The organism is Acinetobacter sp. D009 (assembly GCF_038562025.1).
In the GTDB taxonomy this organism is placed as follows: Bacteria; Pseudomonadota; Gammaproteobacteria; order Pseudomonadales; family Moraxellaceae; genus Acinetobacter; species Acinetobacter pittii.
This window is the reverse complement of the sequence record NZ_CP151886.1, coordinates 921,157-945,822: the sequence shown is the minus strand read 5'-3', so window position 1 is coordinate 945,822 and position 24,666 is coordinate 921,157. Positions and strand designations below refer to the sequence as shown.

Here is a 24,666-nt window from a genome sequence, read left to right as displayed (position 1 = left end):
TATGAACAAAAATCAAAAGCCGCCCTTTAAACAAAATGCGATTGCATTGAGCTTTACACTCGGAGTTCATGCAATTGCCATTGTTGGCTTGCTTTTTTTAGGCTTGAGTAAACCACCTGAACAGCCAAAAAAGCTAACAACTATTTTAGTTAAGCCAGAAGATTTGCCTCCTCCTTTAGCAAAAGAAGTTGAACAAGAGACTACAGCTACCAATGAAGCAAAAGAGGTATTAACCCCTATTGTGGATGAAACGCTTCCTCAAAATCTTCCGACTACGCCTCCTCCTCCAACAACTCAACAACTTGCTGCCCAACAGCAAAAGGCCGAACAGGCACAACAAGCTAAGTTAGCTGAGCAAAAACGTAAAGCTGAAGAAGCTGCAAAAATGAAACAAGCAGCGGAACAGCAACGTAAAGAGGAAATACAAAAACAGCAGGCTGAAGCTAAAGCAAAATCAGAAGCCGAACAAAAGCGTAAGGCCGAACAAACGGCAAAAGCTCAAGCAGATGCCAAAGCTAAGCAAGAGCAAAGTGAAGCTCGTAAAGCTGCTGAAGACGCTAAACGTAAAGCTGAGGCTGATGCAAAATTAAAACGTGAAGCTCAAAAGGCCGAGAATGCTAAGCTTCAAGCACAACAAGAAGCTAAGCGAAAAGCTGAAGCAGATGCTAAAGCCAAGCAACAAAAAGCTAATGACGATGCTAAACGTAAAGCTGAAGCTGATGCAAAAGCCAAGCAGCAAAAAGCTGCCGATGACGCTAAACGCAAAGCTGAAGCTGCTGCTAAAGCTAAGCAGCAAAAGTCTGCTGATGATGCTAAACGTAAAGCGGAAGCAGATGCGAAAGCTAAACAGCAAAAAGCTGATGATGCTAAACGCAAAGCTGAAGCAGATGCAAAAGCTAAACAACAAAAAGCTACTGACGATGCTAAACGTAAAGCAGAGGCCGATGCAAAAGCCAAACAGCAAAAGGCTGCTGACGATGCTAAACGCAAAGCTGATGCTGATGCTAAAGCCAAGCAAAAAGCTGCTGACGATGCTAAGCGTAAAGCTGAAGCAGAGGCCGAAGCCAAAGCTGCATCTGCTCAAAAAGCACAAGAAGAAGCAGCTCAAAAGAAAGCTGAAGCTAAAAAAGTTGCTTCTTCAGCTAGACGCGATTTTGAACAAAAGATTCGACGCTCTTGGGACGTTCCAACTGGCAGTAGTGGTAAAACAGTTGGTGTTCGCTTCACTCTCTCCGATTCGGGAAGCGTTAACTCTATTGTGATCACGCGTTCAAGTGGTGATGATGCCTTAGACGCAAGTATTAAAGCTGCAATTCAAGCCGCAGCGCCCTATCCTATGCCATCAGATCCAGATGCAAGACGTGAAGCAAGAAGTGTTAGCTCTACATTTAGAGCGCAATAATTTTGAAAGAGTTACATGCTTTAAATAGTTTAAGGCATGTAACTATGCTACAAAATCAACAGTCACAAAAATACCTGCTATGACTTTAAACTTATGAATACGAGCCGCAAACACCTGCTATCTTTAGCACTGATCACTGCCTTAAGCCCTATTGCTTCTACCACTGCTTTTGCCCAGTTATATCTGGAAATTGCCAAAGCACCAGATCAGGCACCCAAAATTGCTATTGTCCCGTTTACCAACGACAATGGGCTCTATCCTATTGTTGAAACAGACTTAAACCGTTCTGGACGCTTTACAAGCTCATCTAAAAACTTACCTGCCAATGCTGCAATTAATCAGATTCAAGCTTCTGACTGGCAAGCCGCAGGTATACCATATGTAGTTACGGGTCAAATTAAACAAACAGCGACAGGTTTTGAAGTTCACTACCAACTTTATGATGTACAAAAGCAACAATACATTTTAAATGAACTTTTAAATGTACCAGCTGCACGCATACGCCAGGCTGGCCATATGGTAAGTGATGCTATTTATCAAGCGCTTACTGGTATTCCAGGTGACTTTAGTGGCCGTATTGCTTATGTATTAAGAAACCCAGCTACACCTGCTGAGCGTTATACCCTACAAATTGCAGATACGGATGGTGAACAACCAAAGACCGTTTTATCGTCTCGTGATCCAATTTTGTCTCCTGCATGGACACCAGATGCTAAAAAAATTGCTTATGTTTCTTTTGAAACTAAACGTCCAGCAATTTATTTACAGGATTTATCAACTGGAACACGTGAAGTTCTTACTAGTTTCAGAGGCCTAAACGGCGCACCAAGTTTCTCACCCGATGGCCAATCAATGCTATTTACAGCATCTATGAATGGCAACCCTGAAATCTATCAAATGGATTTATCAACTCGCCAAGTCAAACGCATGACAAATGACTCGGCAATTGATACCGAAGCACGTTATACACCAGATGGAAAATCCTTTATTTTCACTTCTGACCGTGGTGGCTCTGCCCAAATTTATCGTTACACCTTTGCTGATGGCTCAGTAAAGCGTTTAACATTTAAAGGGTCATTTAATGCACGTGGAACTCTGAGTGCAGATGGTAAAAAGATTGCACTTGTTCATCGCCCAAGTGGCAGCAGTTATAAAGTTGCAATTCAAGACATTAATACTGGCATCACCAATATTCTTACCCCAACTAGTTTAGATGAATCACCAAGTTTCTCACCAAATGGGCAAATGGTGGTCTACGCAACTCGTGAAGGCAACCGTGGCTTGTTGTCTATTATGTCTACTGATGGACGTTTCCGTATGAATTTACCAAGCGAACAAGGTGAAGTACGTGAACCAGCCTGGGCACCAAAATAACTTTTAATTCCATTGACGGAGATGATCATGAAATCAATCAAGTATTTAGCTCTACCCTTTCTTAGCGTAGCACTCGTAATGACAGGCTGTGCTAGCCGTAAACCTGCAGCGACTACCACGACTGGTACAAATCCAAGCACGGTAAACACTTCTGGTTTAAGTGAAGATGCTGCATTAAATGCTCAAAATTTGGCAGGTGCTTCATCTAAAGGTGTAACTGAAGCAAATAAAGCGGCTTTGGCTAAACGCGTTGTTCACTTTGATTATGACAGCAGCGATTTATCTACTGAAGACTACCAAACACTTCAAGCTCATGCTCAGTTCCTTATCGCAAATGCAAATTCAAAAGTTGCATTAACAGGCCATACAGATGAACGTGGTACACGTGAATACAACATGGCTTTAGGTGAGCGTCGTGCTAAAGCTGTACAAAGCTATTTAATTACCAATGGTGTAAACCCGCAGCAACTTGAAGCTGTAAGTTATGGTAAAGAAGCTCCTGTTAATGCGGGACATGATGAATCAGCGTGGAAAGAAAATCGCCGCGTTGAGATTAATTACGAAGCAGTCCCTCCTTTATTAAAATAAGGGATATGCATAAAAAAACGCTCATAATAATATGAGCGTTTTTTATTACTTAAGAAGATTTCTTTTCTTCTTCAGGATGTTGCATGGACTCAATCAAATCATGCTTATTAAAATCTTTATATTCAGGTTTTGCCTCATAATCTTTCCAAGCTTCCTGAACATTTTCTTTCGAAATTTCATCTAGATTGATTGGTTCACCTGCCGTGGGGGTCGCATCAAACTTCTTTGTTGTCATTTCGATTCTCCTAAAAATATACAATCCTTTGTAATGCAATCAACATACCATTTTAATTGGGGCTTGTAAGCATAAATCCAACACAAATAAAGTAAGATAATTTTTATTTTGTGACATTCTCATCTAGAATATGCCACGTATTTATCTGACTCATTTTGATGCTTGAAGCACAGGAGCGTTTTTTTATGTCCAACCTCACTTTGTCCCAATTTTTACAACAACAAAAAGGGAATCTAACACCTGAGTTGGCTCAAGTCATCGATACTATTGCCACGACCTGTAAAACAATCGACCAAGCATTACAAAAAGGTGCTCTGGCTGGTATTTTAGGTAGTGCTGGTAATGAAAATGTTCAGGGTGAAACACAGAAAAAACTTGATGTGATTTCGAATGACTACTTAATTGATGCTTTAAAAGTACACCCGCACGTAGGCGGTCTCGCTTCTGAAGAGCTTGATGAGTTCACACCTGCACAAGAAAATGGTAAATACCTCGTTTTATTTGATCCATTAGATGGCTCAAGTAATATCGATATTAATATGTGTGTAGGTACGATTTTCTCTATTTTGCCTTCAAAAAATGCAGTAACACAAGCAAACGATTTCATGCAAGCTGGTACACAGCAAGTTGCTGCTGGTTATGTACTTTATGGTCCATCGACTATGATGGCTTTAACTGTAGGAAATGGCGTAGCATTCTTTACTTTAGATCCAGAAACTCAAACCTTCTTGCTGACGAATGAGAATGTACAGGTTGCAGCAGATACTCAAGAATTCGCTATTAACGCATCCAACCAGCGTCATTGGGAACAACCCGTAAAACAATATATTGATGAATTACTCGCAGGTAAAACATCTGTGCGTGAAAAAGATTTCAATATGCGCTGGGTAGCATGTATGGTGGGTGATATTCACCGTATTTTATGTCGTAGTGGTATTTTCCTTTACCCATACGATTTAAAAGATCCGAAAAAAGCTGGTCGTTTACGTTTAATGTATGAAGCGAACCCAATGAGTATGCTCATTGAACAAGCAGGCGGTGCATCAACTACAGGCCGTGTACGCATTCTAGAGATTGAACCTACAGAACTTCACCAACGTGTACCTGTAATCATTGGTTCTAAAAATGAAGTTGAACGCGTAACAAGCTACCACTAATAATTTTAATTACTTAGGGCATCATAGTATGATGGTGCCCTTTTGTTGGATATTTTCTTATGGCGGTTATTTTTTTAGAATCAAAAGACAATGCAAAAATTAAACATTTGCGTGGATTAATCGAACTCAGTAACGCCCGAAAAAAGCACCAACAAACCGTTCTTGAAGGCACCCATCTTTGTTTGGCTTGGTTACAACAGCAAAAAAAGATTTTTTCTTTATTTACGACAGAACAAGCATTAGAACACGAAGATTTAAAGAAAATAACAGAGCTACATCAAGGCCATATCTTTGTTATTAGTGAAGTTTTATATAGAGATTTGAGCACATTAGGTACAAGCTTACCTTGTTTAGCGATTATTGATTTACCTAAAACTGCATCAACCATCGACTACAATGTAGACACCTTAATTCTAGAAAATATTCAGGATCCTGGTAACGTAGGTACACTTCTACGTTCAGCAGCAGCAGCAAATATTAAACAAATCATTTGCACACAAGGCTCTGCATCACTTTGGTCACCGCGAGTTTTAAGAGCAGGTATGGGCGCTCATTTTAGCTTACATTGTTTTGAAAACTTTCAGCTGACAGATATTCTCCCAAAATTCCAAATTCCAGTTTTTGTTACTAGCTCTCATCGCTCAACTAGTCTTTACTCAAAAGACCTTTCTAAACCGTGTGTGTGGATTTTAGGAAATGAAGGACAAGGTGCTAGTGATTATGCATTAGATCACGCACAATCAGTGACTATTCCTCAACCAGGTGGACAAGAGTCATTAAACGTGGCAATTGCAGGATCTATTTGTTTTTTTGAGATGGTTCGCCAGCGCCAATAAAACGTTAATTTATTTTACATCGCACATATTTGTGAAAAAAATCAATTACACTAGTAAAAAATAACCGATTGTTGTCAACCTCCCACCTCTTTTCAACGTTATATAAGAGATATATTGAAGATAAGGTGGGTATGTCCAATGACAGGATTTTCCATCTCCATGGATTTAGCACCGAAAAAGTCTCGATCGGAAACATCTAGTGCTCATGCCAGCACGGCTGAGCAACGCCTGAAAGTTTTTATGCAAGATGTTACTGGTCGTGCTTTGGTGATGATGGAGAGTGCTACCCAAGGTCAGCAAGGTATTGCGATGGATTTGGTACAAGAAGCATTTATTGCTTTACACAAATCTTACGCCGATAAAAGTACTGAAGAATGGTATCCCCTGTTTTACACTATTTTGAATAACAAACTTCAGGATTGGCGCCGCAAAGAAGCTCGTAGAGCAAACCCATTTTCATTCTTCAAAAAAGTTAGTCTGGATAATGACGACGACGAAGTTATCGATGTAGTTGATGAAAAAGCCATTAATCCTGCAGATTTTCTCGATCAAGCGGTAACCATAGAGGAAATTCGGGAAGCGATTGAAAAACTACCTGTTCGTCAACAACAGGCATTTATGTTACGTGCGTGGGAAGGGTTTGACACCCATACAACAGCTCAGATCATGAACTGTACCGAAGGTAGTGTGAAAACCCATTATCACCGAGCAATTCAGGGACTTAGAGAATACTTGGCACATTTAAATCCCTTGGGAGGTTCTGATGAATCATGATGATTTCACTAAAAAGGTGACATCCAAACTTGATAGTTTGGCAGATCACCATAAAAATAAAACAGTGGTCATGAATCATGTGCTTGACCATATTCAACAAAAACCAGCCTCTTATTATAGTGTCTGGAAAATGACTGGTTTCGCACTTGCCGCAGCAATTACAGGTTTTGTGATTCTGCCTAACTCAGTCGAAATTGTGGATAAGCCACAAAATCAAGTGATCGTAAATCCTAAATTATCTCCACAAATGGTGGAAGATTTAGAGATGTTAATGGTGTTGGGTGAGGATAAAGTACAACATGGCAGCTAAAAAATTAGCGCTTATCCTGTGTTCATTAAGTTTCTTGCAGACAAGTTTTGCAGGTTTTGAACGCTTTTGGATTTTTTCTAAAGATGCCAATGCACAAGTCGATGACACATGGGATGCCCTTTCCGAAGAAGAGCAACGTGCAGTCATTAAACGTTACCAGAGTTTAAAAGAGCTACCAGCGAATCAAAGCACTAACTTACAGCAACGTATGGACTGGTTTACTCAACTTCCTGAAGCTGAAAAACAAAAAATGCGTGAAGCATGGCAAAAAATGAGTACGCAAGAGCGAAAAGACTTACGTGAGCGTATGCTTAAAGCGAATGGTGAAGAAAGAACAGCAATTCGTGAAGAATACATGAATAAGTATTTAGAACACTAACCTCTTATTCAGTTATCAAAGATAAGACATCTATTCACTTAATTATTTGATCTTATTTCTTATAAAAAAGCCTCCAATTGGAGGCCTTTTTATTCTTTAAGTTTATTTACGGTAGCGTCTATAAACTGCTAAACCAAGTAAAGAGGCTAAAGATAAAATTCCTAAGCTACCACCACCGCCTCCACCACTTCGAGAATCATCTGTGGTAGTTGCGGTACTGATTAAATTAATTGTCCCTGATTTCGCTGAAATTAATCCATCAGCATCATAGACATTATAAGATAGGGTATCGTTAAAAGTGTTAAAGACATTTTTTGCTTGAATATAAATATTACCGCCGTAACATGTATTTTTATTGTCTTTACCAGGGCACGGTCCTTCTCGATCTGCCTTAACTACAGTAAAGATTCCATCTTTTGAAGTTTTACTCGGTAAATAAATTGGTAAGTCCGCAAATTGAGGCTTATTAGGCTTTGTAATAAGTGTACTAACTGGCCCATCTCCATCATCATTCGCATACTTTAATAAATTTAAAGGAATCATTTCATTTGCTAAATACTTAAATGTTATTGTGCCATCTCCCGAAACAGGAGCGATATTTGCAAATTTTGCTTTGATCAAGCCACTACTAAGTTCTACACCAGCTTTGGTGGTAATAGTATATTTACAAAACTCATTAGTTGTACTTGAAGTGCGATCATCATCAACACGATAAAAAAGAATTTGCTGTACATTTGGATTCCAGACACATCTCTGGTTTTCCTTAGTTTTAGTATCAGGAGTTAAATCTTCTACTTTTTGCGCCACACCCAAGGGCTCTGCCTTAACATTATAATCAGCCGTATTAAAAAACTTTAATACATGGTTAATGTCTTCCGTTGGTAGAGGAAAACCATAATTTTTTAAATCAATGTAAATTGCTCGATATTTTGTATTTAAATGAGCAGTATCATTTTTAAACTTATCGAGTAAATCCTTAAATTCAGCTAAACGAACTTTATAGTAAACGATAAAGTTTGATGGCGTAGTTGGATCTTTGAGCAGGCTATCATACAAATCATAGCTTTTTTGATATGTATCTATTAAAGTCGTAAATGAAATATTACCTAAACCTTCTAGATCACCTGCCGTAAGTTTCATTAATTCAACTGAACCAATATCACAACTATTTTTATTTAAAGTTTGATAATAGTATGTATTACTTACCAACCTAGCTAACCCACGCTGATCTTGAGTCTGGCAAGTAACTTTATTTTCTGAATCTACATCAATTAAATCTGGCGCTGAAAAATTATTTTTAGGATAGTAAATTGGTAAAAAACCATTATTTTCATTAGGTCCTTTTAAAGGCTCTAATAAAGTATTTAAAGTATTATTTATTACATCAAGGTTCGTGTTGCCCTCAGGAACTACTTCTTTGGGTACATCACATTTAGGTGCATTGCCTGTTAAATTTAAAGCATTAAACCGCAAATCTAGTCCAGTATCTTTTTCCTCAGCTGCTGCCCCAAGTAAATATCGGCAAGCATAAGACCCTTCATTAAAAGCTAATACATTAAAGTCTAATTTTTTATCACCTAATTTGTCATATAAAAAAGTTGTGTTTGCAAAGTTCTCAACAATCGTATTATTTTGCAGTATTAAACTACTATCCGAACTTAAATTACTGGTTTGATTTTTTGATGGATCAGCATCACCTGTAAATTTAAGAATACTACCGTTAGTCGGACTCGCAATATTTTGTGCAATTGTATTATTTGTAAAAGTCGCTGTAGGACTACCACAAAAATTAAAAGCACTTATTGAACTAGTCGATCCATTATTAACAAAACTATTTGAATCCAATGATATAGTACGTGCGCTATATGAAGTATTAAACATACAACTCATTGCGAGAATACTACCTTCAGTTGAAGTAAGGCCATTGTTTTGAATTAAAGAATGACTCATCGTTAAACTAGCAGTATTACCCCCAAGGTAAATCGCGCCACCTTTAGAAGCCTGTGAGTTCAATATTTGACTATTTTTTAGAGTTACATCAGCTCCAGCATATATTGCCCCACCAGACTCAATAGTTTTACCATTTTCTAAAATAATATTAGTTAATGTTAAAGGTTGCTGATAAACAGCCGTATTAAAGATACGTGATTTTCCCCCAGCATTTATACGAGTTTCAAGCGCTTTTTGGGCTGGATAGTCATTCGTTAAAACTCCTTTTCGCTCCCAATCCGTCGCTTCTTTCCCAATAATATTCAAACCGATTTTAGGGGTTAATTCTTTATTTAAGGTGTAAGTACCACCTTCTAGTTGAATTGTGTAGTTTGCATCAATTGCAGAAACCTCACACCCTCCATAAGATTTACGCATTTCAGCTGCTGTGATAGCTTCACGTAGAGAACATGCATTCATGTTCTCATTATCCTCATCAGCAAATGTTGTAACTTTTATTGTTGTTTGTGCCATTAAAGGCATTGCAGCGATAACAGTAATTACACCCAGTGCTTTTTGATAATTTTTCATAGCCCACATCCCTGTTTATGACTTGAAACGGCGTAATGCAATTAATCCAAATAAACCTAAAATTAAACCACTACCTACACTTCCCCCACCGCCAGTACTCACCGATTTATCTTCAATTCCAGATAAAGGTTCCTGAACAATTCTTGTTGGGATAGTAATATATTGAAAATCTTCACCCTCATTAAAACGAGATACGCTAGTAACCACTTGAATACTAAAAATATCTGCACCATGCCAATTTCCATTTGGCGTATAAATTACATTACCATTTTGATCTAAGGTTATAGTGCCTTTTGAAACTGGTGTATCTGTACTTTGTCTAACTTTAAGACATCCTGGTTGCCAGTCTTTGCCATCAGCACGCTCACCAAACAATCGCTTACACGTAGCAGGCGTAACCAAATCAGCTTCACTTAAAGAACCTAAAATACCGAATTTTGCAACTTGGCCATATTTAATATCTTGACCAACTGAAGAGACTTCACTATCTACGATATATTCGATTGCACCTAAATCACAGAGCTCATCATATCCACTCCGACTCTTACCACGTTGATCGTATCTTTCACAACTTGCTAAACCAATTGAAGAGCCATCACTATAAAGACGTCCTTTATTAATGATCAATGATTCAGCTAAATTTTTATAATTCTCAAGTAATCGTGGTCTAAAGAAACCCAGAAAGCTATTTTTTGGTGTGTTATAAGGGCATAACAATCCATTTTGAGCCGTTACATCGCACACACCTTCATCTGTATCTCCCGCAATTAATTTTTCATTAGCGGGATAAAGAATATTTGGAAGCTTTGAGGTCGCATTTCGGTTACATTCTGCGGTAACCAAATTACTTTGTATAACTGCTTTATCAGTTGTACCTACCTGACAATTTAGAGTATTCCCTACTAATATACTGTTTGAAACAGAAGCATTTCCTTGAGGAGCATCAAGAAATAGTCCTTTGTCATTTTTAATCATCGTAATATTATTAACAAACATCCCATCTCGGATATTTGCAATAAAACCACCTTTATTATGAAAAATTGTACTATTACTTAATCCAATAGCACGTGAAGTTAAATATCCCCCAGTACTTTCATCTGCGAACTTGGTTTGAACATACAATAAAGCATTATCTGCGGCTGTAACTTCATTATCACGTAAAACAGATTGAGTAATGTAATAAAGAGGCATTTCACTATATAAAACTGCTCCCTGACCCGCTTTATTATTCTGTATTAAATTATTGGTAAGGGTAACTGTACCAGCTGTTCTTGTCGTATTAGATAAATTACCAGCATTATAAATTGCACCACCACGAGTAGCGTAACCATTAAGCAAACGTGAATTTTTAATAGTTAATTGTTCATGGTTATAAATTAATCCTCCATCTAATACGGAGGTTTTAGAGCCAGCCCCTTGTAAATTAAGATCACTCAAAGAAACAGAAAAAGAGGTTTTTTCAACATTACCATCATCAATTTTAAAGAGGCGGTCTGTACCTGCCATTTTAATGCTAGCGTTATGGGTTCCTGGAGCATCATTATCAATAAAACTAGAGTCACTCTCTGTAAGGATATTTAGAGGCCCAGTAATTGTTATACTTGTATTCAATGCATATTCTTTATCACGCTTCAAAATAATATTTGAAGAGGCGTCTTTACCTCCGCATCCGTGATAACCAGTTGCATATTTTTCAACATCAGCAGCATTGGAAGATGCTCGATAATTAAGAAATTGTACGGCCTCACGCAATGTACATAACGTATCGTCTTTATCTTCATCAATTAAACTTGTGACTTGAATATCGGCAGAATAAGCGTGTCCAGCAGCAGCCAATAAAGCAAAAGCAATGCTCCGTTTGAGCATACCCATCTCCTTACATCTTTTTTCATTTTTCTTTGTCAATATTGCAAAATTTCCGCTTTTGCAATCGCATCCTTTGTGCGTACTTTGTCACAGGAAGTAGAATTTCTCAAGACATTTTGGTCGGTCTGTAGAGTCATTTTTGAGCTAGATTACAAAAAGCTTCGTAGATCTAAAAAAGTTTTTTAAATACAAAAAAGTGGCGTATTAAAAAATTAAAAGAAAATTTAGAAGATATAAATATAACTATTCTGAAATAAAAAACTTATGTAGGGAAAGCCATTTTTTAAATTGTATGAGTTTAATTTAAGCAAAACAGCAAACTTAAGCTAGAAACTCTACTGTTGATACTCATCAATCAAAGCGTAAATTTGTCTTAAAGTCGCATTAGAAAGTTTTGTTTTTTCACCTTTGAGTAGTTTTTCTAACTGAGCAACAGTTTGCAGTAAAAGAGATGCTTGGTGAGGACCATGTAATAATAAGTAATCAACAATTTGTTGATCAAAGTGGATACCACGTCTAGCCATTACAGATGTCACCAAGGCATAGCGGTCTGCATATAAACTTCCACTCGGCACTTTTACACTAACGGCCTGTGTAAGTCGTGACTGTAAGTCTGGCAATTCAAGCTTTAATTCGATCGGTGCTACACGCGAAGAGAATACCAGTTGTCCTTCGTGATTATTCATTAAATGAAAAACAGCTTTCTGCCAGTGAGGCACACCACTAATCGATTCAATATCATCCAAAGCAACAAGATCATAATGTTCTAAAGACGTAATTGCCTCAATAGGTGCATCAAGCAGTTCAAGCAAAGATACTTTAATAGCAGATTTGCCTATTTCTAAATAAGAATCACAAATTGCAGAAAGTAAATGACTTTTCCCCGTCCCCGCTCCACCGTAAATATAGAACCTACTCACCAGACCAGCATGTAGTTGACGCACGGCATCGACTACATGCCCCCAACCCGGTCCCGAAAAATCACTGATTCGGGCATCAAGTTGAGGTTCTATATCCAGTTGGAGTTGACGCATATATTGAATTAACCTTGAAATTATTTCTGGTTAGGAGATTTTAGTTCATCTGTATCTTGCTGTGTTTTAACTTCAAGATCAAGCTTAGTACTTTCAGTTTGTACATGAATTTGCTCAATATCGCCATGTTGGATCACTAATGTAGATGGTGGAGCATAAAGTGAGCTTCTTTCGTAATTCTCTCTTAAATGCTTCAACAACACTACAATAACCGCAGCAACAGGCAATGCAATTAACATTCCCAAGAAGCCTGCAAGCTGTGCACCTGCCAATACTGCAAAAACAACTGCTACAGGAGATAAACCAATTTTATCACCCAGTAGGAATGGCTGTAGGATATAGCCTTCTACCGCTTGGCCAATCATAAAGACGATACCAACCAGTAATAGATGCATCCAATCCAAGCCAAACTGGAACAGGCTAGCAATAACAGCGGCAATAATACCTACGGCAAAACCTAAATAAGGAATAATACTAGCAAGCCCTGCCACCATACCAATAATCAGGCCAACTTCCAAACCGATGAGCTGTAAACCAACTGCATACACTACGCCAAGCAATAGCATGACAAGAAACTGACCTTTAACAAATGCCCCTAAAACGCTATGGCATTCACCAACGATCTGTAAAGTAGTTGCTTCATATGGACGCGGAATGAGGCGGCGTAAGTTTTGTAACATACGTTCCCAATCAAGCAAGAAATAGAAAGCAATAATTGGAATTAAAACAACCGTTCCACCAATCTGAATAAAATTCAAACCAGATTGAGCCAGTTTTAATAACACTGCCTGAATGCTGTCTGCGCTATAGTTTGTTTGGACATATTCCATGACAGCTTTAGACAACTGCTCTGTGTCAATTTCCATTTGCTGGACATTAAATGTCGAAGACACCCAAGGTAAAAAGGTAGCGTTAATCCAGTGAATACCTGCTGGAATACTATCTCGGGCATAAACTAATTGTTTCCAAATCAGTGGAACTAAATACCAGAGTGCAATAGTTAAGGTTACACCTATTCCAACAAATACCACGCTAATTGCTAACCAGCGAGGCAATTTCATTTTTACTAGCACATCAACAAGTGGACTGAATAAATAAGCCAGGAAAAAAGCACCGATAAAAGGAATGACTACAGGCTTGAGTAAGTACAACACCCATACCAGCAATACAATACCTGCGAGTAAAAAAATACGGCGCAGTATACGATCTTGCATAAAATCTAGCCTTTTTTGATTTAATCGTTATAAATGAAAAAATATTTTTATTAAAGATAGCATTTTCGAGCATAAATAACATAAGAGTTTCGTATATTCAGGTTATAATCTGCCGCCAATGCGGAGACTTCATTTATGAGCAACTCAACTTCTACCCCAAATACCGGTTTAAGCTACAAAGATGCGGGTGTCGACATTGAAGCGGGCGACGCACTGGTCGATCGTATCAAGTCAGTCGCTAAACGTACAAGTCGTCCTGAAGTAATGGGCGGGCTTGGTGGCTTTGGTGCACTATGCAAAATTCCTAAAGGTTATGAAGAGCCTGTTTTAGTTTCTGGAACCGATGGTGTAGGAACTAAATTACGTTTGGCCCTTAATCTCAATCGTCATGACACAATCGGCCAAGACCTTGTGGCTATGTGTGTAAATGACCTTTTAGTTTGTGGCGCAGAACCATTATTCTTCCTTGATTATTACGCGACTGGTCACTTAAATGTTGACGTTGCTGCAAATGTTGTTACTGGTATTGGTAAAGGTTGTGAGCTTGCAGGTTGCGCACTTGTAGGTGGTGAAACCGCAGAAATGCCAGGCATGTACGAAGGCGAAGATTACGACCTTGCTGGTTTTGCCGTTGGTGTTGTTGAGCAAAGCAAAATTATTGATGGCTCTAAAGTAAAGTCTGGTGACGTACTTATCGGTGTTGCATCAAGTGGTGCTCACTCGAATGGTTACTCATTACTACGTAAAATTTTAGACGTTAAAAACGTTGATTTAACTCAAACGATTGATGGTCGTCCTCTTGCTGATGTAGCAATGGAACCAACTCGTATTTATGTAAAACCGGTTCTTGAACTCTGCAAACAAGTTGATGTTCATGCTATGGCACACATTACTGGTGGTGGTTTACCAGGTAACTTACCTCGTGTATTACCCAATGGTGCACAAGCAGTTATTGATGAATCTTCTTGGGAATGGCCTGAATTGTTCCAACTTCTACAACGCGAAGGCAATGTAGAACGCTTTGAAATGTACCGTACGTTTAACTGTGGCGTAGGTATGGTTATTGCTGTTGATGCAAATGATGCTGAAAAAACAATTGAAGTACTTAATGCTCAAGGTGAAAAAGCTTGGAAAATTGGACATATCCAAGAAAATGCTGAGTCAGTGGAAGGTGCAGACGAAAAAATTCGTGTGATCTTTGCATGATAAAAATTGCTGTTCTAGTCTCTGGGAATGGCAGTAATTTACAGGCCTTGATAGATGCAAATCTATCAGGGCAAATTGTAGGTGTACTGTCTAATAAAGCAGATGCTTATGCCCTAGAGCGTGCTCAAAAAGCCAATATTGCTACCGCTGTTATCTCCCATAAAGACTTTCCAACGCGCGAAGTTTTTGATGAGGCAATGCATCAGCAACTCTTAGCTTGGGAAGTAGATGTAGTTATTTTAGCTGGCTTCATGCGTATCTTAACACCAACCTTTGTCAACAAATGGCAAGGGAAAATGCTGAATATACATCCCTCGCTTCTTCCAGCTTACAAAGGTGTGAATACTCATCAACGTGTTTTAAACACGGGTGATCGTTTGCATGGTTGTACCGTACACTTTGTAACTGCTGAACTGGATTCTGGTCAATCTATTGCCCAATCAGCTATATCAGTTAAAGAACATGATACTGTCGCTTCATTAGCAGATCGAGTGCACACACTTGAGCACTTTATCTACCCACAAGTTGCAGAGTGGCTGTGTAACGGTCAACTTACATGGAAAGATGGGCAAGCCTATTTCCGTAATCAAGTTCTAAAAGCCCCTATTCGTTTTGCAAGTTGGTAAAGTATTTTACTAACAAACAGAAATAAAAAAGGACATGCTGGCATGTCCTTTTTTATAAGCTTTAAATTAATTTAATTAATGATGAATCAATTTCTTTATAGAGTTTACTGTATCAATAGGATGCTCTAGAGGGAACATATGGCCCCCTTCAACCACAGTAAATGGGATTCCCATTTTTCGCTTTGCCATTTGAGGAAAGCCTCTTTTTAAGAAATCACTTCCTTTACCCACAACTAAATGCACAGGCATCTTAGGTTTTGGCATAGGCAGCCACCACCAAGAAGGATTTTTACGGAAAATTGCAACTTCATCTTCACGAGAAATCGTTAAAGTTACTCCACCGCGAATCGAATCTTCTTTCAAAGCATAATCAATATAAGCCTGAAAACAATCTTCATCAAAATCTTTATAAAATCCTTTAGGACGAAGTAACTCAGCCGCCTGCTCTCTGGATTCCCAATGTTCACGGCGACGTGCAGATAAGCCCGCCGGTGTCATCGCATCAACCAATTTAGGGCGAAATAACTTTGCCATATGAAAAGCAAACGAATATCGCCCTAAAATAAGAGGCGGATCTAACATAATGACTTGAGAAAACAGTTCAGGACGTCGAAAAGATGCCATCAATGTTAAAACCGAACCAAGAGAATGGCCTAATCCGATGACTTTACGTCCTTTCGCCTGACGCACAATACTATCAATAACTTGATCAACCAAAGCAGGCCAATGGTTAGTCACAGGATAACGTTTGTCAGGACCAATGAGTGGAACATAAATTACGTCATACTCATCTTTTAATTGATCAAACAATTTTTGATACACCATAGATGGCACACCATTGGCATGCGCAAAGTGTATAACCGGTTTCATTGACATACCGTTATCCTAAAAATACAGATTTATTGTAATTTTGCGCTTTGACTAGTCTGCACCTCTTGAGCAATAGATTCACTTACTCCTTGCCCGATTTGTGCCCCCATACGACCCAAAATGGATTGTAGTGGGTTACGCTCAATTGTGTAGTCAACTTTATTATCAAGGTTTAGTTCACGCATCAAGCTCGTAATATTACCTGAACGGTCAGCAACACCTAATTGAATTGCTTGTTCACCCGTCCAGAATAAGCCAGAAAAAATAGCTGGATCATTCGATTTTAAACGCTTACCACGGCCTTCTTTCACTGCGGTAATAAAGTGAGTATGAACATTATCAAGAACAGATTGAATATGTTGCTTTTGAGCAGGATCAATCGGTTTTGTCATACTTAAAATGTCTTTATTCGTTCCGGCAGTTAAAGTGCGGTCTTCAATACCGAGCTTCTGAGCTAAACCAGTAATGCCATAGTTAGGCATGATTACACCAATTGAGCCCACTAAACTTGATGGGTTGACAATAATCTCATCCGCAGCAGAAGCGATATAGTACGCACCCGATGCCCCCATATCACCAATAACGGCATAAACTTTCTTATCAGGGTGCTGTTTTTTCAAATAACGAATTTCCTGCCAGATTTCATCAGACTGAACTGGAGAACCGCCAGGTGAGTTAATGTTAAGTGCAACAGCCTTACTATTTGAGGCTTCAAAAGCACGTTTAAGCGCTTTATTCGTATCTTCACTATTTACCGCTTGATTACTCGAAGCATCAATTGTTCCAATAATATCCACCACTGCCAAATGAGCACTACTGCTACTTACAGCAGAGCCTTCTTTGCTGGTTGAACAGCCTTTGCCCATGAGTACAATAATGAATAATAGATAAATAAAAGTTAATGTTTTAAAGAAGATACCCCAACGACGACTACGGCGTTGCTCTTCTACTGAAGCAAGTACAGCCTTCTCAAGAATTTGCCATTCTGGTCCATTTTGTTTAGGGATTATAGGTTCATTTTGTGGTTTTGGTGGCCAATCGGACATAAAATTCCAATCCAAATCAATCTAAAATGATGTCATTATATACGTTGATTTGATAAAAACTGTCTAAATTATATGATTTCATTTATAATATTTTTATCTTTTTTTACTTGTTGCCTCCTTTTTACCGCGATAGATGACCAAACTAGATGTAAAAAGCATGAACTATTACTTACTCAAAACTTTTAGCCGTCAACCCATTCAATTTGGACGTTTTATTGCCCGTATGTTGGCAGGGTTAGTCAATACTTTAAAAATTACTAGAACATCAAAAAGTATAGAACTTAACTTACAAATTGCACTTCCCCACTTAACACCACAGCAACGAATAGATATTACACAACAAGCTATTCGTAACGAGTTAACCTCATACTTCGAGTTTTTAAGTATTTGGGGCTCATCAAATAGTAAGAATATTTCAAGAATTCACCATATTGAGGGTGAACATTACTTTCATGAAGCACTGGCAGCAAAAAAAGGTGTGGTATTGATTGTTCCACATTTTGGTACATGGGAAATCATGAATGCTTGGTGTGCCCAGTTCACTTCCATGACTATTTTATACAAGCCTGTAAAAAATGAAGATGCAGACCGTTTTGTTCGAGAAGCACGTAGTCGTGAACAAGCCAACTTGGTACCTACCGATGAGACTGGTGTTCGACAAATTTTTAAAGCACTAAAACAAGGCGAAACCACTGTAATTTTACCCGACCATACACCTAATGTTGGTGGGGATATGATCAATTATTTTGGTGTACCACTTGCCTCAAGTAATTTAAGTGCCAAGCTCATCCAAAAAACAAAAGCCAAAGCATTATTTCTTTATGCGATTCGTAATGAACACGACGGTTTTACAATGCATATTGAGCCTATGGATGAGAAAATTTACGAAGGTAGTGCCGATGATGGAACCTTTGTTATTCATCAAGCCATTGAGCAACTGATCCAGCACTATCCAGAACACTACCACTGGAGTTATAAACGTTTTAAAGCAAATCCCGCTTTAGATAATATTTACAATATAGATCCGAATGAAGCACTTCAAATTGTAGATAGACTTAAAGCAGAAGCTTCACAAATTCCTGTGAAGCCAAGTACGTACGAAACGTCGAGTGTATAAAACCATCACTTGATTGCGAGATACAAAGCTTAATGTTCCTTGCTCAACTGTGCTTTTAAACGGAAGATTAAGTGCTTGTACTCTCGCTAAAACCTCTTTGCTTGGATGACCATAACGATTATTAAAGCCAGCAGAAGCAACAACAAGCTTGGGGTTTAACGTCGCTAAGAAGTCGTAAGCTGAACTATGTTTACTTCCATGATGACCTAATACCAGAACATCTACCTTTAAATCAGGATATTCTTTCATGAGTTGATATTCTGCTTCCCACCCTGCATCGCCCATGATTAAATAATTTTGATAGCCATTTACCTGTTTTAAATGAATATAAACCACACAAGAATATTGATTTTGATTTGAAGAAACTAAGTTTAAATCTTTTTCTTTAGGCCAAAGAATTTCAATATCTAATTGTGGATATTGCCATTTTTGACCTTGATGACAATAAGTAAATGGTTCTTTAATTTGCTCTGCCCATAATTCATTTGATATGACTTGTTTAATAGGAAAAGTCTGAGCAATAGAAGGAAATGCTCCGCTATGATCTTGATCAAGATGAGATAGTACGACGTGATCCAGTTGCTTAATTCCCTTTTGACGTAAATATGGAATTACCACATTTTGACCAATACTAAAAGCCTTCTCATCATAAGAACCACCCATATCAATTAACCATGTCTGCTGCGGGTATTGCAAGAAAATAGCTTGCCCCTGCCCCACATCTATAATATTTAATTGAATTTGCTGGGACGACTTATCTGGAATGATCAAGGGTAAACAGCATATTAGCCCCCAAGATTTGGGTAAAACCCCACGCGGTAAAAATAAGATAATAATAACGAAGCTAAGGCACACTAAATCAAGTGGTGTGAGGCTAAAACCTTGTAATGGTAGAGATAACTTCTCTAAAAAGCCAAAACATGTCAGTAGTATACTGATCAGAACATCATTAATTTGAAAAAGTAAACTTCCAATAGGATTAAAAATCAGCCATATACAAGCAGCAAAAATATTTAAAGGAACAATCACTCCTCCAAGTAAGGGAACTGCAATAATATTTGTAAAAGGCGCAACCCATGAAATCTGTTGAAAGAAAATCAGCATTAAAGGACCTAGGGCTATAAATATTTTGCCTTGAGATTCAATTAAAATTTTGCCGAAAAGAATGATTTTAGATAACAGACTAGTTGAAACAAGATTTGGAACCTGCTCTATAGTTTGATAAATCCGTAATAATATAAAGCAAGAACCATAAGAGAGCCAAAAGCCTGCGGATAAAACACTAAAAGGATCGCAAAGTAGAAGTAGACTTGCACTATAAACTAACAGTGAAAATGGCTTAACAGGCAGTTTGATCAATAATAAAAAGGCAAATAAAAATACTGAAAGTAAAGTTCTTAAGGCGGGAATTTCAAAACCAACAAATGCCGTATAAATCAAAACACCAAAACATAACGGAATCATGGCCCATATTTGTTTAGGTTGACGCAAATAAAGCTGTGGATAATAACGTCGTATTAATTGATGTAATCCCCAAGTCAACATCATGGCAAAAATGAGTACATGAGGCCCTGAAATGGCTAACAAATGAGAGATTCCTAATTCCTTAAATTGATTTTTAATCTCATCATTTAAAAGACTTTCGTCCCCTGCTAACAAAGCTAATAACAGACCTTTATTTTGCAAAGGAGATTGTTTTAACATTAATCTAAATGTTAGGCGCAACTTTTCTACATTTAACTTTTGTCTGTTAAAGAATTTTTGTTGCTCTTTTAAATGATGTTGATAACCCAACTGATAAATTTCATCAGAGCTTAAAGGCTCAATATGCTGAACACTAAAACCAGACATTATATTTCGTTGAATGAACCACTGTTCTTGGTCAAAAACACCAGCCACTGCGTAACTATGAGCAGGTTTGGTTTTGCCAGAAATTCGATAATAATGACCTAATTTTAATTTTGGCTCATCTATGGCTGAGTTTACTTTTTGATTTTTTAAATATAATAGCCAATTGACGGGATGTAAGGACTGCCCTAATACCTGAACGGGTTGCTGTGTCTTATCTTCTTTTTCTTCACTTATACGGTCGACATACACAATAATATCTAAAGATTTAGGCTGCATTTGTCGCAGTTCTAATCTTTCATTTAAGGCATACTGAGCATATTGATGTCCTATAGTAAAAAAACTAATAGCGCAGACTAAACAGTAAATGGTTTTTAATATGGGGCGATTTAAGAATAAATTTCTCTTAAAAATATAAAAAATAAAGCCGATAACAAGCAAGACTTTACCTAACCACCCATATTGCATTATTAAAGGGATATCTATCCCCATAAATGCAATACCTACAACCCACCCCATTAAAATAAGCTTTAACATTTAAAATCATATCGTTATCTTTTTAGGGGCAAAATTAAAGCCCAACTCAGTGGGCTTTAACAATGTGATTTAATGACAATTTTTAAGAACCACTCACCCAGAGTCCATCTTGCATGTGCAAAATAGAATCAGCAGCCTGAGCTAAATGCTCATCATGGGTCACAATTAACATTGCCATATTGAGTTCTTTCTTAAGATCGGTCAGTAATTCAAAAATACCTAGAGCTGTTTTACGATCTAAATTACCTGTAGGTTCATCAGCCAGAACAACCGCAGGTTTAGTGACTAAAGCACGCGCTAAAGCCACACGTTGGCGCTCACCACCCGAAAGCTCACCTGGCTTATGATCCATACGATGAGATAACCCAACTCGATCAAGTAAATATTCAGCTTGCGCTTTTACCGATTTAAATTGGCTATCTGCTCGAAGCATTAAAGGCATTGCTACATTTTCAAGCGCAGAAAACTCAGGCAATAAATGATGAAATTGATAAACAAAACCGAGGTATTGGTTACGCTGAAAACCACGTTCAGCTTCACCTAAATTATCAAAACGCTGACCATTTAAAAATACTTGCCCTTGAGTTGGCTGCTCTAAACCACCTAGCACATGAAGCAAAGTACTTTTACCTGAACCACTCGCACCGACAATCGAAACAAACTGCCCTGCTTCAACTTGTAAAGAAAGACCTTTAATGACTTCAACTTTAGATTTTCCGTCATCAAAATGTTTATATATTTCTTTCGCTTCTAAAACAATTTTACTCATAGCGCAGTGCCTCGGCAGGTTGAACTTTGGCAGCACGAAGTGCCGGATAAATAGTCGCCAAGAAGCTTAAAAGTAAAGAAACAATCACGATAATCGTTACATCTTGCCATCTTAAATAAGAAGGAAGGTAATGTACAAAGTAAGCATCAAATAGATTTAAGCCCAACACATTGTTAAACCATGAAATGATATCACTAATGGTTAAAGCTAAAATTACACCTAAAACCGTACCTGCAACTGTACCAATCACCCCAATCACGGTACCTTGAACCATAAATATTTTAGTGATCATCGATGGCGAAGCGCCTAATGTACGCAAAATTGCGATATCAGATTTTTTATCAGTCACCACCATGACCAATGATGAAACAATATTAAATGCTGCAACCACAATAATAAGGACAAGCAATAAACCGACTAGAGTTTTTTCCATTTGAATGGCATTAAATAAATTACCATGCGTATAGGTCCAGTTCGTCGCATAGAAATTGCTTGGTAAACTTTTTACTAAGTCGTCAGCAACTTGTGGCGCTGCAAAAATATCATCTAGTTTTAAACGGACACCTTGGGCACCATCTGGTAAGCGTAATAAGGTTGAAGCATCGTATAGGGCGATATAACCCACCATAGAGTCGACTTCAGCGCCTACACTAAAAATACCAACCACTTTAAAACGCTTGAAACGAGGTACAACACCTGCTGGAGATGGCGTTGCTTCAGGTAAAACCAATGTCACGCTGTCATTTAGACGTAAGCCCAATGAATCAGCCATATCTTTACCAAGCACAATACCAAATTCACCCTTTTTAAGTGAATCTAAACTCCCGGCAACAATATGATTTTGAATAATAGAGACATTCTTTTCATATTTTGGGTCAATACCCGTCACCATAATACCAGCGACTTGCCCTTGCGCAGTTAACATACCTTGCAATTGCGTAAAAGGTGCAACCCCTGTTACATGTGGATGATGTTCAACTCGCTTCACGAGTTCAGGCCAATCCGTGAGGATTTGTGTAGATGAAACTGTTGCTTGCGGCACCATTCCTAACACACGGTTTTTCAATTCGCGATCGAAACCGTTCATGACAGAAAGTACTGTAATCAGCACAGCGACACCTAGTGTCAAACCGACCATCGAAACCAATGCAATAAAAGAAATAAAATGATTACTGCGTCTTGCGCGAGTATATCTCAACCCTATATACAGTGAGATTGGTTTAAACATACCTTCTAAATCCAAGGTCATTGATGGAAAATATAAGATGTTGATGTCAAATTGCACCCACATCTACTATTTGGCCATACCGTTAGATGCTGTATTAAGGTTTAAAAATCAGTAAGTTCTGACTTATCCTTAATAATCCTAATATTATATTGCTGCGCTATTTTCTACTAGTTGAGTTGGGAGATCAATTTGATCGTGCATTTCGCTACGAATTAGAACAATTTAATGAATAAGCTCAACAAATTACTCAAATCTTCTCCTATTTAGACTTCATATGTTGAGCAAAATTCCGGTTTGCCTGAATGTCTTTATAGAAATATAAAAAGAGTCCAGACAAGATAATGAAAGCACCTACAAAAACCATAATTGAAAGTTGTTCATGGTTTAAAGCAGCCCCAATGATCATCGCTAACATAGGGGTAATAACTGTCGTTAAAGATAAAGTCGTTGCCTGAATATTTTGTATAAGTTTGAAATAACAGAACATGGCAACGAGTGAAGCCATGAGTACCGTATAAATTAGGGCAAATAGTGATTTGGCTTCTGGCAAATGTGTTGGTGCATATTGCCAAATAAATGGAATAAAACAACTAGCAAAAATAGAAGATACTAAGATAGAACCAGTTGCCTGAGCCATCGGCTGAATTTGGGCATTAACCTTCTTAACCCAAAAAATTGAAAATGAATAAACAAATACACTGATCAGCATAAGAACAATACCAAACGGGTGTACATGCTGATTCGCACCGCTCAGACAAATAATAGCTAACCCACTGACCGCAATTGCCATACCCAACCATTGCAGCTTATAAAGTTGTTGGCCAAAAGCAAACCGACCAATAAGCCCCGCCATAATCGGCGCTAAACCAAACATAAGTGCAATCATGCCTGAACTTAAATATTGGGTTGCGGCATAAGTGAAAATTTGAGAACCAATTAAGCTAAAAGATCCGGCAATGTAGCTATGAACTGCTTGTCGATGCGTCGGAAAAGGTGTTCTTAAAATTAACAATATGATGACAGCCAAAGGCAGTGCAATAAAAAAGCGTAATAACAATGCCCACATCAGATGTAGATCAGACACACTCCAGACAATTGCCAACGGAGTTGTTGCCCAGATAAACACTAATAAGGCATAGGTTAGAGCCAAATTGGTTTGCGATGGCATGCGATGCTCACTTAGCTGTTTTACGTTTTTGCTTTAAAATCGTTTGATCTAGTGAACTTGAAAATTCACGTTTATCTCGTTCGGAAATAGGAGGCGGTCCACCAGTTTGCACACCTGCACCACGGAGCGTATCCATGAAATCACGTAGATGTAAACGCGCTTTAACATTCGCCGTTGTATAAACTTCACCACGGGGATGAATAGCAACTCCACCTTTCTCGATCACCTGAGCTGCCAATGGAATATCCTGCGTAATGACAATGTCATTTTCAACCATACGCTCGACTATTTCTTTATCTGCCTGATCGGCACCACTTAGAACCTGTATTGATTTGATTCGTACTGAAGGCGTAATCCCAACATTTTGATTAGCAACAAAAATGACTTCTAATTGATAACGATCTGATGCGCGTAAAATCACTTCACGTAAAATTTTCGGTAAGGCGTCTGCGTCTACCCATAGCTTAAATGGCAGCACGTTATTCTCTATTTCCACTAAAAATATTAGTCTAACAGATGCTTTTCTAAGGTGAGTAGAAATAAACATTAAACTTATTTTTAA

The 24,666-nt window shown here is 38.1% G+C and carries 23 protein-coding genes; 11 read left to right on the top strand and 12 right to left on the bottom strand.

Annotated features, from left to right (window positions below):
• Position 1 precedes the first annotated feature (1 nt).
• The 3 genes from tolA (at position 2) to pal (ending at position 3,364) form a co-directional block, all read left to right on the top strand.
• The gene (gene tolA / locus AAC388_RS04415; protein ID WP_342371250.1) at positions 2–1,402 is read left to right on the top strand and encodes a cell envelope integrity protein TolA; all 1,401 of its coding nucleotides are present in this window, start codon (positions 2–4) and stop codon (positions 1,400–1,402) included.
• 93 nt (positions 1,403–1,495) lie between these two features.
• Complete coding sequence (tolB, locus tag AAC388_RS04410) at positions 1,496–2,776, top strand: Tol-Pal system beta propeller repeat protein TolB (protein WP_002118491.1); 1,281 nt, start codon at positions 1,496–1,498, stop codon at positions 2,774–2,776.
• Positions 2,777–2,803: 27 nt separating this feature from the next.
• Complete coding sequence (gene pal / locus AAC388_RS04405; protein WP_002118513.1) at positions 2,804–3,364, top strand: peptidoglycan-associated lipoprotein Pal; 561 nt, start codon at positions 2,804–2,806, stop codon at positions 3,362–3,364.
• A gap of 49 nt (positions 3,365–3,413) precedes the next feature.
• Here the strand turns inward: pal and AAC388_RS04400 are convergent, their stop codons facing one another.
• The gene (locus tag AAC388_RS04400) at positions 3,414–3,599 is read right to left on the bottom strand and encodes an NF038105 family protein (protein ID WP_002118730.1); all 186 of its coding nucleotides are present in this window, start codon (positions 3,597–3,599) and stop codon (positions 3,414–3,416) included.
• Positions 3,600–3,784: 185 nt separating this feature from the next.
• Between AAC388_RS04400 and AAC388_RS04395 the strand changes: the two genes are divergently transcribed.
• The 5 genes from AAC388_RS04395 to AAC388_RS04375 all read left to right on the top strand — a co-directional run bounded on the left by AAC388_RS04395 (position 3,785) and on the right by AAC388_RS04375 (position 7,055).
• On the top strand, positions 3,785–4,756 hold the full coding sequence (locus AAC388_RS04395; RefSeq protein WP_057086224.1) for a class 1 fructose-bisphosphatase: 972 nt from the start codon (positions 3,785–3,787) through the stop codon (positions 4,754–4,756).
• Positions 4,757–4,815: 59 nt separating this feature from the next.
• Positions 4,816–5,592: an RNA methyltransferase gene (locus AAC388_RS04390; protein WP_002118372.1), complete on the top strand. Its 777-nt coding sequence runs from the start codon at positions 4,816–4,818 to the stop codon at positions 5,590–5,592.
• Between the two features lie 159 nt (positions 5,593–5,751).
• The gene (locus AAC388_RS04385; protein WP_002118814.1) at positions 5,752–6,366 is read left to right on the top strand and encodes an RNA polymerase sigma factor; all 615 of its coding nucleotides are present in this window, start codon (positions 5,752–5,754) and stop codon (positions 6,364–6,366) included.
• Positions 6,356–6,676, top strand: a complete 321-nt coding sequence (locus AAC388_RS04380) for a hypothetical protein (RefSeq protein ID WP_002118556.1) — start codon at positions 6,356–6,358, stop codon at positions 6,674–6,676. Before AAC388_RS04385 ends, AAC388_RS04380 begins: the two co-directional genes overlap by 11 nt.
• Complete coding sequence (locus AAC388_RS04375) at positions 6,666–7,055, top strand: DUF3106 domain-containing protein (protein ID WP_002118619.1); 390 nt, start codon at positions 6,666–6,668, stop codon at positions 7,053–7,055. The genes AAC388_RS04380 and AAC388_RS04375 overlap by 11 nt, the downstream gene beginning before the upstream one ends.
• A gap of 102 nt (positions 7,056–7,157) precedes the next feature.
• Here the strand turns inward: AAC388_RS04375 and AAC388_RS04370 are convergent, their stop codons facing one another.
• The 4 genes from AAC388_RS04370 to cxpE form a co-directional block, all read right to left on the bottom strand.
• Positions 7,158–9,575, bottom strand: a complete 2,418-nt coding sequence (locus AAC388_RS04370; protein WP_342371249.1) for a CSLREA domain-containing protein — start codon at positions 9,573–9,575, stop codon at positions 7,158–7,160.
• 15 nt (positions 9,576–9,590) lie between these two features.
• Positions 9,591–11,441, bottom strand: a complete 1,851-nt coding sequence (rbtA, locus tag AAC388_RS04365) for a rhombotarget A (RefSeq protein ID WP_342371247.1) — start codon at positions 11,439–11,441, stop codon at positions 9,591–9,593.
• A 335-nt stretch (positions 11,442–11,776) separates the two neighbouring features.
• A complete protein-coding gene (hda, locus tag AAC388_RS04360) occupies positions 11,777–12,475 on the bottom strand; it encodes a DnaA regulatory inactivator Hda (RefSeq protein ID WP_002118656.1) in 699 nt (232 codons plus the stop codon).
• A 20-nt stretch (positions 12,476–12,495) separates the two neighbouring features.
• The gene (cxpE, locus tag AAC388_RS04355; protein ID WP_002118385.1) at positions 12,496–13,689 is read right to left on the bottom strand and encodes a chloramphenicol efflux transporter CxpE; all 1,194 of its coding nucleotides are present in this window, start codon (positions 13,687–13,689) and stop codon (positions 12,496–12,498) included.
• 135 nt (positions 13,690–13,824) lie between these two features.
• Between cxpE and purM the strand changes: the two genes are divergently transcribed.
• Both purM and purN read left to right on the top strand, forming a co-directional pair.
• On the top strand, positions 13,825–14,895 hold the full coding sequence (purM, locus tag AAC388_RS04350; protein WP_017385817.1) for a phosphoribosylformylglycinamidine cyclo-ligase: 1,071 nt from the start codon (positions 13,825–13,827) through the stop codon (positions 14,893–14,895).
• Positions 14,892–15,521: a phosphoribosylglycinamide formyltransferase gene (purN, locus tag AAC388_RS04345; RefSeq protein WP_202745153.1), complete on the top strand. Its 630-nt coding sequence runs from the start codon at positions 14,892–14,894 to the stop codon at positions 15,519–15,521. The genes purM and purN overlap by 4 nt, the downstream gene beginning before the upstream one ends.
• A gap of 75 nt (positions 15,522–15,596) precedes the next feature.
• Here purN and AAC388_RS04340 read toward each other — a convergent pair whose 3' ends face one another.
• Both AAC388_RS04340 and sppA read right to left on the bottom strand, forming a co-directional pair.
• Entirely contained in the window at positions 15,597–16,397 is an 801-nt protein-coding gene (locus AAC388_RS04340; RefSeq protein ID WP_002118584.1) for an alpha/beta hydrolase, read from the bottom strand.
• 23 nt (positions 16,398–16,420) lie between these two features.
• Positions 16,421–17,437, bottom strand: a complete 1,017-nt coding sequence (sppA, locus tag AAC388_RS04335; RefSeq protein ID WP_005067744.1) for a signal peptide peptidase SppA — start codon at positions 17,435–17,437, stop codon at positions 16,421–16,423.
• 133 nt (positions 17,438–17,570) lie between these two features.
• Here sppA and AAC388_RS04330 point away from each other — a divergent pair, with 133 nt between their 5' ends.
• Positions 17,571–18,554 (top strand): lysophospholipid acyltransferase family protein, encoded by a 984-nt coding sequence (locus AAC388_RS04330; RefSeq protein WP_081312786.1) that lies wholly within the window; start codon positions 17,571–17,573, stop codon positions 18,552–18,554.
• Here AAC388_RS04330 and AAC388_RS04325 read toward each other — a convergent pair.
• The 5 genes from AAC388_RS04325 to AAC388_RS04305 form a co-directional block, all read right to left on the bottom strand.
• A complete protein-coding gene (locus AAC388_RS04325; protein ID WP_342371245.1) occupies positions 18,507–20,939 on the bottom strand; it encodes a DNA internalization-related competence protein ComEC/Rec2 in 2,433 nt (810 codons plus the stop codon). The two genes, AAC388_RS04330 and AAC388_RS04325, sit on opposite strands and share 48 nt — an antisense overlap.
• An 82-nt stretch (positions 20,940–21,021) precedes the next feature.
• Positions 21,022–21,708, bottom strand: a complete 687-nt coding sequence (gene lolD / locus AAC388_RS04320; protein WP_002118798.1) for a lipoprotein-releasing ABC transporter ATP-binding protein LolD — start codon at positions 21,706–21,708, stop codon at positions 21,022–21,024.
• Positions 21,701–22,936 (bottom strand): lipoprotein-releasing ABC transporter permease subunit, encoded by a 1,236-nt coding sequence (locus tag AAC388_RS04315; protein WP_004790618.1) that lies wholly within the window; start codon positions 22,934–22,936, stop codon positions 21,701–21,703. Before AAC388_RS04315 ends, lolD begins: the two co-directional genes overlap by 8 nt.
• A gap of 259 nt (positions 22,937–23,195) precedes the next feature.
• Positions 23,196–24,104: an EamA family transporter gene (locus AAC388_RS04310; protein WP_161282541.1), complete on the bottom strand. Its 909-nt coding sequence runs from the start codon at positions 24,102–24,104 to the stop codon at positions 23,196–23,198.
• Positions 24,105–24,111: 7 nt separating this feature from the next.
• On the bottom strand, positions 24,112–24,600 hold the full coding sequence (locus AAC388_RS04305) for a YaiI/YqxD family protein (protein WP_080649425.1): 489 nt from the start codon (positions 24,598–24,600) through the stop codon (positions 24,112–24,114).
• Positions 24,601–24,666 lie beyond the last annotated feature (66 nt).

Excerpts from the sequence above, each read along its gene's own strand:
- tolA (WP_342371250.1), top strand. The coding sequence starts at position 2 with ATGAACAAAAATCAAAAGCCGCCCTTTAAACAAAATGCGATTGCATTG.
- tolB (WP_002118491.1), top strand. The coding sequence starts at position 1,496 with ATGAATACGAGCCGCAAACACCTGCTATCTTTAGCACTGATCACTGCC.
- pal (WP_002118513.1), top strand. The coding sequence starts at position 2,804 with ATGAAATCAATCAAGTATTTAGCTCTACCCTTTCTTAGCGTAGCACTC.
- AAC388_RS04400 (WP_002118730.1), bottom strand. The coding sequence starts at position 3,599 with ATGACAACAAAGAAGTTTGATGCGACCCCCACGGCAGGTGAACCAATC.
- AAC388_RS04395 (WP_057086224.1), top strand. The coding sequence starts at position 3,785 with ATGTCCAACCTCACTTTGTCCCAATTTTTACAACAACAAAAAGGGAAT.
- AAC388_RS04390 (WP_002118372.1), top strand. The coding sequence starts at position 4,816 with ATGGCGGTTATTTTTTTAGAATCAAAAGACAATGCAAAAATTAAACAT.
- AAC388_RS04385 (WP_002118814.1), top strand. The coding sequence starts at position 5,752 with ATGGATTTAGCACCGAAAAAGTCTCGATCGGAAACATCTAGTGCTCAT.
- AAC388_RS04380 (WP_002118556.1), top strand. The coding sequence starts at position 6,356 with ATGAATCATGATGATTTCACTAAAAAGGTGACATCCAAACTTGATAGT.
- AAC388_RS04375 (WP_002118619.1), top strand. The coding sequence starts at position 6,666 with ATGGCAGCTAAAAAATTAGCGCTTATCCTGTGTTCATTAAGTTTCTTG.
- AAC388_RS04370 (WP_342371249.1), bottom strand. The coding sequence starts at position 9,575 with ATGAAAAATTATCAAAAAGCACTGGGTGTAATTACTGTTATCGCTGCA.
- rbtA (WP_342371247.1), bottom strand. The coding sequence starts at position 11,441 with ATGCTCAAACGGAGCATTGCTTTTGCTTTATTGGCTGCTGCTGGACAC.
- hda (WP_002118656.1), bottom strand. The coding sequence starts at position 12,475 with ATGCGTCAACTCCAACTGGATATAGAACCTCAACTTGATGCCCGAATC.
- cxpE (WP_002118385.1), bottom strand. The coding sequence starts at position 13,689 with ATGCAAGATCGTATACTGCGCCGTATTTTTTTACTCGCAGGTATTGTA.
- purM (WP_017385817.1), top strand. The coding sequence starts at position 13,825 with ATGAGCAACTCAACTTCTACCCCAAATACCGGTTTAAGCTACAAAGAT.
- purN (WP_202745153.1), top strand. The coding sequence starts at position 14,892 with ATGATAAAAATTGCTGTTCTAGTCTCTGGGAATGGCAGTAATTTACAG.
- AAC388_RS04340 (WP_002118584.1), bottom strand. The coding sequence starts at position 16,397 with ATGTCAATGAAACCGGTTATACACTTTGCGCATGCCAATGGTGTGCCA.
- sppA (WP_005067744.1), bottom strand. The coding sequence starts at position 17,437 with ATGTCCGATTGGCCACCAAAACCACAAAATGAACCTATAATCCCTAAA.
- AAC388_RS04330 (WP_081312786.1), top strand. The coding sequence starts at position 17,571 with ATGACCAAACTAGATGTAAAAAGCATGAACTATTACTTACTCAAAACT.
- AAC388_RS04325 (WP_342371245.1), bottom strand. The coding sequence starts at position 20,939 with ATGTTAAAGCTTATTTTAATGGGGTGGGTTGTAGGTATTGCATTTATG.
- lolD (WP_002118798.1), bottom strand. The coding sequence starts at position 21,708 with ATGAGTAAAATTGTTTTAGAAGCGAAAGAAATATATAAACATTTTGAT.
- AAC388_RS04315 (WP_004790618.1), bottom strand. The coding sequence starts at position 22,936 with ATGTTTAAACCAATCTCACTGTATATAGGGTTGAGATATACTCGCGCA.
- AAC388_RS04310 (WP_161282541.1), bottom strand. The coding sequence starts at position 24,104 with ATGCCATCGCAAACCAATTTGGCTCTAACCTATGCCTTATTAGTGTTT.